Origin of the sequence: Streptomyces sp. 8N616 (assembly GCF_052246385.1) — a bacterium.
In the GTDB taxonomy this organism is placed as follows: domain Bacteria; phylum Actinomycetota; class Actinomycetes; order Streptomycetales; family Streptomycetaceae; genus Streptomyces.
Window position 1 is genome coordinate 49888 of record NZ_JBQQBY010000046.1, and the last position, 12774, is coordinate 62661.

Here is a 12774-nt window from a genome sequence, read left to right on the forward strand (position 1 = left end):
CTCCTCTTCTTCCAGCCCTCGGGCGAGAAATGAAGGTTCGTCATGGGATTCATCACGCCCAATCTGGCCGACTTCGACCTCAAGGAATGGCGCTCGCGGCCGTATCTGCAGCGCATCCGCCCACTGGCCCAGCACTGGGCCGAGAACGGCTTCGGCACTCCGGGGGCGGTGTACGTCCTCTACGTCCTCAAGATCCTGGGTTATGTGCTGGGCGGCCTGGCCGTCACCGCGGCGACCCCCGGGCTCGGATCGCTCGGTGACGTCGCGTCCTGGTGGACCGAACCGATCGTCTACCAGAAGGTCGTGATCTGGACACTGCTGTACGAGGTGCTCGGCCTCGGCTGCGGATCCGGACCGCTGACCCTGCGCTTCGTACCGCCGGTCTGCGCCTTTCTGCACTGGCTGCGGCCCGGCACCGTCCGGCTCCCCCCGTGGCCCGGCAGGGTGCCTCTCACCCGGGGCACGCGCCGTACGGCGGTCGACGTGGCGCTGTACGCGGCCGTCATCGCCTCGGCCGTGTGGCTGCTCTGCTCCCCGGGGACCGCAGGGCCCGTGCCCCGGGAGAACGCCGTGGGTCTGATCGAACCGGTCCGTCTGGTTCCGCTGGTCGTCTCCCTGGCGCTGCTCGGGCTGCGTGACAAGACCGTCTTCCTCGCCGCCCGCGGTGAGCACTACGGGCTGACGCTGCTGGTGTTCTTCTTCCCGTTCATCGACATGATCGTCGGGCTCAAGCTGGTGATGCTGGCCCTGTGGTGGGGCGCGGCGACCTCCAAGCTCAACCGCCACTTCCCCTTCGTGGTGGCCATCATGATCAGCAACAGTCCGCTGCAGCGGGTCAAGTGGATCAAGCGCAAGTTGTACCGCGACTTCCCGGACGACCTGCGCCCCTCCAAGCTGTCGGCCTTCGCTGCCCACTCGGGCACGGTCATCGAGTACACGGTGCCCCTGGTGCTGCTGTTCTCCCACGGGGGCCTCACCACGACCGCCGCGCTGACGATCATGGTCGTCTTCCACCTCCACATCCTGTCGACCTTCCCCATGGGCGTCCCGCTGGAGTGGAATGTCTTCTTCGTCTTCTCGGCGGTGTTCCTCTTCGGCCACTACGCCGAAGTCGGGGTGTCCTCGCTGGAGTCCCCGCTCCTGGCCGCCCTGTTGCTGGTGTGCGCCGTCGCCGTTCCGGCACTGGGCAACGTCAAGCCGCACCTGGTGTCGTTCCTGCCGTCGATGCGCTACTACGCCGGGAACTGGCCGACCAGCACCTGGTGCTTCCGCAAGGGGACCGAGCAGAAGCTCAACGCGCACATCACCAAGGCCGCCGGCATGGCCAAGGACCAGCTCGTCACGCTCTACGGCGAGGACCTCGCCGATCTGATGCTGCACAAGGGCATGGCCTGGCGTTCGATGCACACCCACGGCCGGGCGCTCAACGGCCTGCTCCCCCGCGCCCTGGACGACACGGAGGCGTACGACCTGCGCGACGGCGAGTATGTGGCGGGCGGAGTGCTGGGCTGGAACTTCGGCGAGGGCCACCTCCACAACGAGCAGCTGCTGGAGGCCGTCCAGGAACGCTGCGGTTTCCAGGAGGGCGAGCTGCGCGTCATCGTCCTGGAATCGCAGCCCATTCAGCGCCGGCACCAGCACTACCGCATCATGGATGCCGCAACCGGCCTGATCGAGGAGGGACTTGTGGACGTCAAGGAGATGGTCGCCCGGCAGCCCTGGCTGGCCGACGGCGATGCGACGATCCCCGTCCACGCCGTCGACGGCGGCCCACGGCCCGCGGGCGCGCAGGTGGCGGCGGCGCATGAGTGACGCGATCGTGGTGGGGGCCGGTCCCAACGGGCTGGCCTCCGCCGTCGCCCTGGCCGAGCAGGGGGTGGCGGTCACCGTCCTGGAAGCGGCCGAGGAGATCGGCGGCGGCACCAGGACCAGCGAGTTGACCGTGCCCGGGGTGCTGCACGACCACTGCTCTGCAGTGCACCCCATGGCGGTCGGATCGCCGTTCCTGGACTCCCTGGGTCTGGACAGGTACGGCCTGGAGTGGCTGTTCCCCGAGGTCGACCTGGCGCATCCGCTGGACTCCGGCGCCGCCGGGGTGATGGTCCGCTCGATCGAGGAGACCGAGGCCCGGCTCGGTTCGGACGGCCCGGCCTGGCGCCGCCTGTTCGGCCCGCTGGCCTCCGGCTACGACGCGCTGGCCGAGGACGTCATGCGGCCTCTGGCGCACGTGCCCCGCCACCCGTTCCGGCTCGCCCGGTTCGGCCTGCGGTCGATCCCGCCGGCCACCCTGCTCGCCCGCCGCTGGCGGACCGACGAGGCCCGCGCGCTGTTCGCGGGGGTGGCGGCGCACGCCTTCCACCCGCTGACCCGCCCCATGAGCCCGGCCATCGGGCTCATGCTCATCGCGGCCGGGCACCGGTACGGCTGGGCGGTGGCCCGCGGCGGCTCCCGGGCGATCACCGACGCGCTGGCCGCGAAGCTCAAGGAGCTCGGCGGCAGCGTCGAGACGGGGGTGCGGGTGCGCTCCCTCGACGAACTGCCCCCGGCCCGGATCGTCATGCTCGACCTCGCCCCGGGCGCCGTCGTCTCCATCGCCGGGGACCGGCTGCCCGGGCGCGTCCGGCGGGCCTACGCGCGCTGGCGGCACGGCCCCGGGGCCTACAAGGTGGACCTGGCCGTCGAGGGCGGGGTGCCGTGGACCAACGACGCCTGCCGCCTGGCCGGCACCGTGCACCTCGGCGGCACCCTGGAGGAGGTCGTCGACACGGAGGCGCAGATCAGCCGGGGCCGGATGCCGGAGCGCCCGTTCGTCCTGGTCTGCCAGCAGTACCTGGCCGACCCCGGGCGCTCGGCCGGTGACGTCCACCCGGTCTACGCGTACGCCCATGTCCCGCACGGCTACCGCGGGGACGCCACGGACGCCGTGCTCGACCAGATCGAACGGTTCGCGCCGGGCTTCCGGGACAGGATCGTCGGCCGGTTCGTCCGCTCGACCACGGAGTTCCCCCGGTACAACCCGAACTACGTCGGAGGCGACATCGTCACGGGAGCCAAGACGGCGCTCCAGGCGGCGCTGCCCCCACGGCCGGCCCTCGACCCGTACAGCACCGGTATCCCCGGCGTCTATCTGTGCTCGGCGGCCACCCCGCCCGGTCCCGGAGCCCACGGGCTGTGCGGTTACAACGCCGCGCGGTCCGCGCTACGGTCTCTCAGCCGGTGAGACTCGTGCGGGAGAGGAGCGCAGAGGTGAGCACTCCCCAGGACCCGATAGCCCGGGTGGCGCAGACCCTCCTGCCCCACCGCGACGAGTTCGTCGCGAAGCTCGTCGTGGACACCGAGAAGGAGATCGCGGTACTCCACCACGACGAGCGGCTGCACAGCCTGCTCCACGCGAGCATCACCGAGAACATGGTCACGGGCCTGCACATTCTGAGCAACGGCATCGACCCGCGCAGCGTGGACGCGCCGCCGTCCGCCATCTCCTACGCCCGCCGCCTCGCGCAGCGCGACGTCCCCCTGTCGGCCCTGCTGCGCGCCTACCGTCTGGGCCAGGCGCAGTTCATGGAGATGGCCCTCGACGAGACCAGGCGGCTGCTGGGCCGGGACGCCACGGACACGGTCATCGCGCTGATCGGCCTCTCCGCGGCGTACGTCGACCAGGTCTCCGAACAGGTCGCCCGCGCCTATGAGGACGAACGCGAGCGCTGGGTGAGCAGCCGCGGCGCGCTGCGCCAGCACTGGGTCACCCAGCTTCTGCACGGCCCCTCCCCCAACGTTGCCCAGGCCGAGACCGTCCTGGGCTACCGCATGGCCGGGACCCACCTCGCCGTGGAGGGGTGGGTCAGCCGGCCGGTCGGCGCCGTCGAGGCCATGGGGATCCTCGAGCGCCTGAGCTCCCTGCTGCAGCGGACCTTCCACGCGCAGGGCGTGCCTCTGCTCGTACCCACCGACGAGACGGACGTGCGCATCTGGTTCCCGGTGAAGGCCGGCACGACAGCGGACCCCGACGGGGTGGCGGCGGAACTGAACCGCGCGAAGCTGCCGGTGCGGGTCGCCATCGGCAACGCCCGCCCCGGACTTGACGGCTTCCGCCGCAGCATCCGCGGCGCTTCGCGGGCGAAGGCCCTCGCGCTGGCGGCGGGCGGCGCCGCGCCCCGGGCGGTCTCCTTCGCTCAGGTGGCGCCCGTGGCCCTGCTGGCCGACGAGCCCGCCGAGCTGGCCGACTTCGTCGCCGACACCCTCGGTGGCCTGGCGGTGGACGATCCCTGGCGGCAGTCCCTGCGCGAGACTCTGCGGGTCTTCCTCGTCACCAACCGCAGCTATACGGCGACGGCCGAACAGCTCACGGTGCATCGCAACACGGTCCACTACCGCGTCCAGCAGGCCGTCGAGAAGTACGGGGTCCTGGTGGAGGACAACGCCTTCGAGCTCCAACTCGCCCTGTCCGTCTGCCGCTGGCACGGCGCCACCGTCCTGCGCCGGGCTCCCGGGTGAGCCTTCGACGAAAGGCGCCGGTTACGACGGGGGCTCCTCGCCGTCCTTGGACGTGTGGTCCACAGCGGACAGCACGGCGAGCTGCTTGCGGTCGCGCTCCTGGGTGAGTTCGGCGTAGGAGCGGGACCCGTACGCGCTCTCCACGGCTGCGATCAGCCGTTCGGTCTGCTCGGGGCCCTGCTCGGGCTGGCCGAGCGAATCCCACATGCCCTTCATCGACGCGCCGATGTGCTCGGCCATGTGCCGGTAGCCGCCGGGGCCTCCGCCCAGATGTGCGCCGAGGAACGGTCCCACCGTCGACCAGCGCAGCCCGAGCGAGTTCACCACGACGGTGTCCAGCTCGGCCGGGGAGATCACGCCCTGCTCGACCAGGTAGACGGCCTCGCGGCTCAGCGCGTTCTGCAGGCGGTTGCCGACGAAGCCGGGAATCTCCTTGCGCTCCACGACCGGGATCCGGCCGACGGAGCGGTAGAAGTCCACGGCCCGGGCCACGGATTCCTCGTCCGTGCGCTCGCCGGGCACCACTTCCACCAGCGGCACCAGGTGCGGCGGGTTGAACGGGTGGCCGATCAGGATGCGGCCGGCGTACTGGAGTTCAGTGGTGAACGCCGTGGCGGGGATCGCCGAGGACGAACTCAGCAGAAGTGCGTGGGCAGGGGCCTCGCGCACCAGGGTGGCGAACAGCTCCCGTTTGAATCCGAGGTTCTCCGGACCGTTCTCCTGGACGATGTCGGCGTTTCGTACGGCCTCGGTGACGTCGGAGGCCAGGTGCACCCGGTCGGCCATGTCCCGGACATCCAGGCCCTGCCCCGCCAGCTGCGGTGCCGACTCGGCCAGTGCCGTGCCGACCGCCTCGGCGAGGTCCGGGCGCGGGTCGGTGACCCGGACGTCCATACCGTGGGCGGCGAAGAGCGCGGTCCATGACAGCCCGATGGTCCCGGCGCCGACCACGGCCGCGGTGGTGAACGACTCACTCATGAGAGGACTTCTTTCTGCGTCTTGTGTGTGGCTTCAGCGCGCGAGGTAGTCGTGCACGGGCTTGACCGGGGACAGCGTGAGGTCGGTGAGGACATGGCTCGCGGAGACGACCTCGCGCACGGGCAGGTCGGCCAGGGGAGCGAGCACATGCGCGAACAGCTGGAGCCGTGCCGGGCCGGTCCAGGCCTCCTTGACCACGACATCGGTGATCTCGCTCCGCACCAGCTGTGCCACCTGCGGCGCGCCGTCGAACCCGGGGACCAGCTTGAGCATGTACGTCGGCACTGCGATCTGCGCCTCCGCCTCTTGGGCGTCCATGGCGTAGTGCTTGTAGCCCATCGTCGCGGTCGCCACGCGAAGGGTGCCGTAGTCGAGGACGCCGACGAGCGCGCCGTGGTCCGCGTACAGGGCGGGTGAACCGACGGTCTTGGGGTACGCACTGGCTTCGCGGCCGGAGGCGGTGGCCGGGAAGTTGTCCAGATACATGGCGTGGAGGTACTCGCCCCGCTCGCCCTCGTAGCGGACCTCGATCGCCTGGCCGGCCTCGGTGTAGGGCCCGTATCCGGTGACGTCGCCCATCCGCATGACCTCGAAGCGCACCAGCGGTTCGTCGATCTCCAGCGGCTCGGGCACCACCGCGCGCAGGGCGTCGGCGTCGGTGCGGTAGACGATGTTGAGGTACTCACGGTTGGTGAACTGCGGCACGACAGGCGGGTACGCCGGGTTCACCAGCGGGGTCGCGATGTGCCGGGGCACGTCTCGTAGCTTCATGATCTCTTCTTCCTTGGCCTACCTGGCTTACTGGGCCTTCCTGGGGCCTACTTGCCCTGCCAGACCGGGGTACGGCGCTCGGCGAAGGCGGTCATGCCCTCCCGCACGTCAGCGGAGGCCGTCAGCGCGGCCATCTCGCGCGCCTGCGCGGCGAACGCCTGGGACTCGGGTGCTCCGTCCGCGACGCGGACGATCTTCTTCACGGCGGCGAGCGCGAGGGGAGCGTTCGCCGCGAGCTGCTCGGCCAACTGCAGTGCCGTCGCGGTGGCTTCGCCTGCGGGCACGACCCGGTTGGCGATGCCGAGCGCCCCGGCACGCTCACCGGAGATCGGCTCGCCGGTGAGCAGCAGCTCCATGGCGAGGTGGTGCGGGATCCGTTTGGGCAGCCGGATCACCCCGCCGCCGGCCGCGATCAGACCGCGCTTGGCCTCCGGCAGGCCGAACGCGGCGTCCTCCGCGGCCACGATGAGGTCGCAGCTCAGGGCCAGTTCGAAGCCGCCTCCCATCGCCCAGCCCTCGACCGCGGCGATCAGCGGCTTGGTGGTCTCGGCCTGGGTCAGCCCGCCGAACCCGCGACCCGGGATCTCCGGCGATTCCCCGGCCAGTGCGGCCTTGAGGTCCATTCCGGCGCTGAAGGTGCCCTGGGCGCCGGTCAGGACACCGGCACGCAGGGCCGGGTCCGTCTCCAACTCGTCCAGGGCGGCGGCCAGGCCGGTGGCGACGGCCGCGTTGACCGCGTTGCGCGCTGCGGGCCGGTCGATGGTGATGAGCAGGGACGTACCGAACGTCTCGGTCCGCACCTCCGCGGCATGGTTCATGAGGGGTCCTTCGCTCTTCCGTCGTTCTGCGGCCGGTTCTTGGATCAGCGCTGGGTGGCGAGTTCGCCGAAGACCTCTTCGGTGTGCTGGCCGGGCAGCGGGGCGAGCCGCCGTATCGAGCCGGGAGTGGCGGAGAAACGCAGCGGGATGCCCACCGTACGGATCGCGCCCTCCGTCGGGTGCTCGACCACGTCGAGCAAGTGCCCTTCCTGGACGTACGGGTCCTCGCCCGCCCGGTCCAGTTCCAGCACCGACGCCATCGGGATGCTGTGCTCGGCGCAGACCCGCTCCCACTCCTCGGTGGTCAGGGACGGCGAGCACTCCTCGACGAGATCCATGAGCCCGTCGACGTCGGCGTCGGCGATCGCCTCGCCGTTGACGCGCGGATCCTCGGCGAGGTCGGGGCGGCCCGCGGCGGCGAAGAAGTCGCGGAAGTTCTGCGGGCCGTAGGGGATGACGCAGGCGAGACCGTCCCTGGTGGGCACGGCTCGGTGACCCTTGGCCATCGACAGCGGGAACCCGGTGGATCCCACCGGGGGTTCGAAGACATGGCCGGACAGGTGCTCGACGAGGTTGAAGGCGATGAGCGTGTCGGTCATCGGGATCTCGACGTGCTGGCCGGTGCCCGTCCTGTCCCGGTGCAGCAGCGCGGCGAGAACCGAGTAGACGATGGTCAGCGCGGAGACCTTGTCGCCGAGGATCGTCGGCAGGAAGACCGGCCTGCCGATCGCCCGGTTCGCGACGTCCACCAGGCCCGATGCGGCCTGCACCGTCTCGTCGTACGCGGCGTTCCCGGCCCGGTCGGAGTCGCTGCGGAAGCCCTGCGCGTGGGCGTAGACCAGACCGGGGTTACGCGCGGCGACCTCGGGATAGCCGAGTCCGAGGCGGGCCAGCGCGCCGGGACGCATGTTGGTGATCAGCACGTCAGCGGTGTCGATCAGCTCCAGTGCCCGCCCGCGCTCGGTCCCGTCCTTCAGATTCAGGGCCACGCTGCGCTTGTTGCGGTTGACGTTGAGGTTGAGCGGCGTCATTCCACGGGTGTTGCGGTAGGGGCCCAGCCGTACGGTGTCCGACGGCGACTCGATCTTGATCACGTCCGCGCCGAGGTCGCCCAGGATCTGCGCGGCGTAGGGGCCCATCACCACCGTCGACAGGTCGATCACCCGGACGCCGTCCAACGGCCCTGTGGTTGCCTCGGCGGTACGGTCCATCATCTTCTCCCTGCTCTCGCGGCTCTTCACTGCGTTTGTTCATCATTGAAGCTAGTCGCGAGTAGTAGAACAGGGAATGATCATGTAACGAACAATGGCATGACCACAGCGGTCATGCCATTGCCGTCATTCGGGGTAGCGCCGAACGGGACTGATTCAGACGGAAATCGCTTCCCCGAATATCTCCCGGGCCTGCGCGACGAGACCTTCGAGGTCCGCTCCGCCACGGGCCCGGTCCTTGCGGTACAACAGGCCGGTGACGAGGGCGGGTTGGAAGTCCGCGACGGGCAAGACGACGACGTTGTCCAACCGGTAGAGGTGCATCGGGCTCTCCGGGGAGAGCATCGTCATCGAGAAGGCGATGCCACCGGAGATCAGTTCGGAGACGCCGGAATAGTCGGCCGTGTTGGTCCGAATTCTCTTCCTGACTCCGGCTGAATTCAGCCGGGCATCGATTTCGTCGAAATATGCCGGGGTGGCGTCATTGGGTGTGGCCACATAGGACAGGTTGACCAGATCATCCAGCGCGACCGACTCCCGGCCGGAGAACCGGTCGGCCGGGACGGCGGCGCCGAGGCGCTCCGTCATGACCTCGATGATCTCGAGTGCCGGATCCGAGACCGGCAGCCGCGCCAGCGTGAGCGCCAGCCTTCCGTCGTGCACGGCGGTGACCAGGTCCGCCGACGTACCGGGCCAGCGCTTGAGCTCGAACGCCTCACGGCTGGCGCTCTCGAGCAGACGGACCCGGTCCCGCAGATACGGGTGCACCCCGGCCGGCATGCCGATGAACTCCGTGTTGCGCCGGGGCCGGACGGCCTCGCGCAGCCTCCAGGGGATCGCGTTGACGCGCTCGAGAACATCGCGCGCCAGCGGCAGCAGCGCCGTACCAGCCGGTGTCAGCTCTACGCGGTGCGTGGTCCGCTCGAACAGCTCGTGACCCAGCTCGCGTTCGAGATCCTTGATCCGCTGGCTCAGGGGGGAGGCCGCCATGTGGAGCTTGCGCGCCGCCTGCGAGAAGTTGAGCTCTTCGGCAACAGCAACGAAGTACCGCAGGTGCAACATCTCCACGCGGTCACCCTACCTACCGGACCTACCGCCCGGTCTGCCGCCCGGTCTGCCCTACGGCAGTGCTTCGGCTCGCTGCGGGGCTCCGCGCCGCGAGGAGCGCCCGCAACCGGGTGCCGGATTGCCTTGTCACGGCAGTATGCGGTGTCGCGTGGCCATCGCCACGGCGCCCGCCCGGGTGTCCACGCCCAACTTCCGGTAGATACGGCCCAGATGGGTCTTAACGGTGGCCTCGCTGATGAACAGGGCACGGGCGATCTCCCGGTTGCCGATGCCGCGGGCCAGCTGCCCGAGGATGTCGCGCTCGCGTTCGGAGAGGGAGGGGCCCGGGCTGCGCATCCGCGACACCACGTGGTCGGCGACCGATGCCGAGAGCGTGGTACGCCCGGCCGCGGCGTCCCGGATCGCCGCGAACAGCTCCGCCGGCCGCTCGGCCTTGAGCAGGTAGCCGGTGGCGCCCGCCTCGACGGCGCGAGCGATGTCGGCGTCGGTGTCGAACATGGTGAGGACCAGCACACGCGGGGTGGGCAGGTCCGGTGGGTTTCCGGTGGCGGTCAGGTGGCGGGTGGCCGTGACCCCGTCCATGCCGGAGCCGAGTTGCAGGTCCATCAGCACCACGTCCGGACGAAGGCGCGCGGCCATGGCCAGCGCTTCCTCCCCGCTGCCCGCCTCGCCGACCACCTCGATTCCGTCGGTGCTGGACAGCAGCGCGCGCAGTCCGGCGCGCACCACGGCGTGGTCGTCGCAGAGCAGCAGCCGGACGGCGGGGGCGGGTTCGGCAGGTCTCACGGCGTGTCCTTTCCCGCGCTGTCCGGGGCGAGGGGGACCGACACCGTGACGGTGGTGCCCTCGCCCGGTGCGGACTCGACGGTGAGCGTTCCGCCCGCCTGCCGTGCCCGCAGACGCATGGCCGGCAGACCGTGTCCCCGCGTACGCCCTGGTCCGGGGCGAGGTGTGCGGCGCACGTCGAAACCGCGGCCGTCGTCGGCGATGTCCACGGCGATCCGATCGTCCACGCAGGTCAGAGTGAGTGCGGCCCGTGTCGCGTGGGCGTGTTCGCGTACATTGGCCAAAGCCCCCTGGGCCACGCGCAGCAGTGCCGTCCCGACCCGCTCGGGCAGGGCGCCGGGGGTGCCGTCCAGCCGGAAGGCCACGGCCAGCCCCGGACGGTCCTCCCGCTCGGCGAGCGCACGCAGGGCGGGGACGAGGGTGCTTTCGGCGAGGTCGGGCGGGGCCAGGTCACGGACGAACCGGCGGGCCTCGGCGAGACCGCGTGCCGCGATCTCGGCCGCGTCGCGCACATGCCCGCGGGCGGCTTCCGGCGAGGTGTGCCAGAGGCGCTCCGCGGCCTGCAGCAGCATCTGCTGGCTGGACAGGCTCTGCGCCAGCGTGTCATGGATCTCCGCCGACAGTCGTTGGCGCTCTGCCAGGATGCCCGCCTGCCGCTCGGCGACGGCCAGCTCACGGCGGGCCCGGAACAAGTCGTCGATCAGGAGACGCTGGCGGGCCGTCTGGCGCCGGCTGTGGACCAGGACGGCCGTGGCGACCGCTCCGATGGCGACCGGGGCGATCACCAGGTTCGGGTTGAACACGCCGGTGGACACCCGCACTTCGGAGGCGACCACGAGGGCGGTGAGCCCGGCCGCCAGTGGCACCGCGGTACGCACCGGCAGGTTGTGCAGGCCCGTGAACAGCAGCGGCATCGCGCACCACGTGGCGCTCGGCACGAGGGCGAGCAGCACGACCCAGACGGCGAGGACCGCGCCCAGCCAGAGCAGGTACCGCGTGGTGGGGCGCCCGCCGCGCCGCGGCGCGGGCGCCCAGAACCGTCCGAGCAGGTAGAGGACCCCGAAGACGAGGAACAGGGCCAGGATCCACCCGGTGCGGTTGTCCCCTGCGTCACGGGTCAGAAAGCGGACGAGCGAGCCGCCCAGCAGCAGGACGAACGCCGCGTCCATGACCGCGGTCAGCCACCGCGCGTCAGGGTCCGCCTGCCCGCCGTCCGCCGCGGATGTGCTTCCGGTCGCCGTCACAGGACGCCCGACCGCCGTTGCATCCGCATACCGTGCCGCACCACTGATTCCCCATCACCTCGCCCGGCCTTCCCACACCAGTCCTAAGGGGGCGGCCGGCCCGGCGCATCATCCGATCGGCTGACTTCGGGCGTAGCCCGGAGGGTCCCCGCACCGTAGCCGCCCGGCCGAACGAGGACGCCCGTCGGGCACCGAAGCTGCATGGAGAGCCAGAAGACGGTCGTCCGCGCCCTACGGAGGAAAGCCCGCAATGCCTGCAAGGAACATCGAAGTCAACCGCGCCTCCCTCGGACACCGCGTCGCCTATGCGCTGCGCCACCCCGAGCGCGTGCCGGGCTATCTGAGCCGCGCCACCCGGGACATGTGGCTGCGCTACCGGTCGCCGGATCACATCGCCTACTACCGCGCGGTCATGCGCTCCGACACGCGCGCCGACCCGGACGCCGCGGTCGGCAGCCGCACCCGCGAGAGCTGGCTGGCGCTGGGGGCGATGCAGTTCGAGTATCTGCTCGGCCACGGGCTGCGCCCCGAGCACCGGATGCTGGAGATCGGCTGCGGCAATCTGCGCGCAGGCTGGCGGTTCATCGAGTACCTGCAACCGGGGCACTACTACGGCGTCGACATCTCGCCCGACATACTCGCGGCCGCGCAGGACACGCTGGTGCGTCAGGGACTCCAGGACCGGCTGCCCACCCTGACACCGGTACGCGACCTCACGCTGCGGTTCCTGCCGGAGTCCCGCTTCGACGTGGTGCACGCGCACAGCGTCTTCTCGCACTCCCCGCTGCCGGTGATCGAGGAGTGTCTGGCCAACATCGGCCGTGTACTGGCACCGGGCGGCTGGTTCGACTTCACCTTCGACCGCACCGAGGGCAAGGAGCACCAGGTCCTGAGGGAGGACTTCTACTACCGCACCGAGACCCTTCTCGCGCTGGCCGCCAAATACGGTTTGACGGCTTGCTTCATGGACGACTGGGAGAAACTGCCGCACGGCCAGTCCAAGATCCGCGTCACACACGGCAAGGACGGCTAGGGTCCCTCCCTCGGATCAGGCCGGACCGCGAGCCCAGCCGGATCCGGAAGGAACGCCTAGCTCCGCGCCGCCACGAGCCTCTGACCCACGCGGCGCAGCTTCGGCAGCGACCGCTCCGCACATCACGGCCTACGGCGGTTGGCGCGCGTACCAGGCGTCACACCGCACGCCGGACGAACCGCAGCGGCTGCCTCTCCCGGGAGAAGCAGCCGCTGCCGGTGCGGTAGGGGCCAAGGACTAGGGGCTAGGTGTGTTGTCCGGGGACGTTGGTGACAGACGACACGCCTTGAGTGGTCCTTGAATGGGGCGAGGGCCTTCTGGTTTCGGTGTGGATTGCGACATCTCTCACCGGTCCACAGGAGGCCCTCGTT

11 protein-coding genes are annotated in these 12774 nt (G+C 70.5%); 4 read left to right on the plus strand and 7 right to left on the minus strand.

Annotated elements, in window-relative coordinates:
• The first annotated feature begins 42 nt into the window (after positions 1–42).
• The 3 genes from ACTWQC_RS31450 to ACTWQC_RS31460 are packed head-to-tail and all read left to right on the plus strand — an operon-like array spanning position 43 to position 4494.
• The gene (locus ACTWQC_RS31450; RefSeq protein ID WP_443319242.1) at positions 43–1812 is read left to right on the plus strand and encodes a DUF3556 domain-containing protein; all 1770 of its coding nucleotides are present in this window, start codon (positions 43–45) and stop codon (positions 1810–1812) included.
• Positions 1805–3220 carry a phytoene desaturase family protein gene (locus tag ACTWQC_RS31455; protein WP_443319244.1) on the plus strand — a complete coding sequence of 472 codons (1416 nt, stop codon included), beginning with the start codon at positions 1805–1807 and terminating at the stop codon, positions 3218–3220. Before ACTWQC_RS31450 ends, ACTWQC_RS31455 begins: the two co-directional genes overlap by 8 nt.
• A gap of 26 nt (positions 3221–3246) precedes the next feature.
• Positions 3247–4494, plus strand: a complete 1248-nt coding sequence (locus ACTWQC_RS31460) for a PucR family transcriptional regulator (RefSeq protein WP_443319245.1) — start codon at positions 3247–3249, stop codon at positions 4492–4494.
• 21 nt (positions 4495–4515) lie between these two features.
• Here the strand turns inward: ACTWQC_RS31460 and ACTWQC_RS31465 are convergent, their stop codons facing one another.
• From ACTWQC_RS31465 to ACTWQC_RS31495, 7 genes are all read right to left on the minus strand, one after another.
• Positions 4516–5472, minus strand: a complete 957-nt coding sequence (locus ACTWQC_RS31465; protein ID WP_443319246.1) for a 3-hydroxyacyl-CoA dehydrogenase NAD-binding domain-containing protein — start codon at positions 5470–5472, stop codon at positions 4516–4518.
• A gap of 33 nt (positions 5473–5505) precedes the next feature.
• Positions 5506–6243 (minus strand): acetoacetate decarboxylase, encoded by a 738-nt coding sequence (locus ACTWQC_RS31470; RefSeq protein WP_443319247.1) that lies wholly within the window; start codon positions 6241–6243, stop codon positions 5506–5508.
• A 47-nt stretch (positions 6244–6290) separates the two neighbouring features.
• Complete coding sequence (locus tag ACTWQC_RS31475; RefSeq protein WP_443319248.1) at positions 6291–7061, minus strand: crotonase/enoyl-CoA hydratase family protein; 771 nt, start codon at positions 7059–7061, stop codon at positions 6291–6293.
• A 44-nt stretch (positions 7062–7105) separates the two neighbouring features.
• The gene (locus ACTWQC_RS31480; RefSeq protein ID WP_443319257.1) at positions 7106–8275 is read right to left on the minus strand and encodes a CaiB/BaiF CoA transferase family protein; all 1170 of its coding nucleotides are present in this window, start codon (positions 8273–8275) and stop codon (positions 7106–7108) included.
• Positions 8276–8428: 153 nt separating this feature from the next.
• On the minus strand, positions 8429–9334 hold the full coding sequence (locus ACTWQC_RS31485) for a LysR family transcriptional regulator (protein WP_443319258.1): 906 nt from the start codon (positions 9332–9334) through the stop codon (positions 8429–8431).
• Positions 9335–9466: 132 nt separating this feature from the next.
• Positions 9467–10126: a response regulator gene (locus tag ACTWQC_RS31490; protein ID WP_443319249.1), complete on the minus strand. Its 660-nt coding sequence runs from the start codon at positions 10124–10126 to the stop codon at positions 9467–9469.
• A complete protein-coding gene (locus tag ACTWQC_RS31495) occupies positions 10123–11295 on the minus strand; it encodes a sensor histidine kinase (protein WP_443319259.1) in 1173 nt (390 codons plus the stop codon). The genes ACTWQC_RS31490 and ACTWQC_RS31495 overlap by 4 nt, the downstream gene beginning before the upstream one ends.
• A gap of 325 nt (positions 11296–11620) precedes the next feature.
• Between ACTWQC_RS31495 and ACTWQC_RS31500 the strand changes: the two genes are divergently transcribed.
• A complete protein-coding gene (locus tag ACTWQC_RS31500; RefSeq protein ID WP_443319250.1) occupies positions 11621–12403 on the plus strand; it encodes a class I SAM-dependent methyltransferase in 783 nt (260 codons plus the stop codon).
• The last annotated feature ends 371 nt before the right edge of the window (positions 12404–12774 follow it).

What these genes read in the sequence shown, in the direction of transcription:
- ACTWQC_RS31450 (WP_443319242.1), top strand. Translation starts at nt 43, where the DNA reads ATGGGATTCATCACGCCCAATCTGGCCGACTTCGACCTCAAGGAATGG.
- ACTWQC_RS31465 (WP_443319246.1), bottom strand. Translation starts at nt 5,472, where the DNA reads ATGAGTGAGTCGTTCACCACCGCGGCCGTGGTCGGCGCCGGGACCATC.
- ACTWQC_RS31485 (WP_443319258.1), bottom strand. Translation starts at nt 9,334, where the DNA reads ATGTTGCACCTGCGGTACTTCGTTGCTGTTGCCGAAGAGCTCAACTTC.
- ACTWQC_RS31475 (WP_443319248.1), bottom strand. Translation starts at nt 7,061, where the DNA reads ATGAACCATGCCGCGGAGGTGCGGACCGAGACGTTCGGTACGTCCCTG.
- ACTWQC_RS31480 (WP_443319257.1), bottom strand. Translation starts at nt 8,275, where the DNA reads ATGATGGACCGTACCGCCGAGGCAACCACAGGGCCGTTGGACGGCGTC.
- ACTWQC_RS31495 (WP_443319259.1), bottom strand. Translation starts at nt 11,295, where the DNA reads ATGGACGCGGCGTTCGTCCTGCTGCTGGGCGGCTCGCTCGTCCGCTTT.
- ACTWQC_RS31470 (WP_443319247.1), bottom strand. Translation starts at nt 6,243, where the DNA reads ATGAAGCTACGAGACGTGCCCCGGCACATCGCGACCCCGCTGGTGAAC.
- ACTWQC_RS31500 (WP_443319250.1), top strand. Translation starts at nt 11,621, where the DNA reads ATGCCTGCAAGGAACATCGAAGTCAACCGCGCCTCCCTCGGACACCGC.
- ACTWQC_RS31455 (WP_443319244.1), top strand. Translation starts at nt 1,805, where the DNA reads ATGAGTGACGCGATCGTGGTGGGGGCCGGTCCCAACGGGCTGGCCTCC.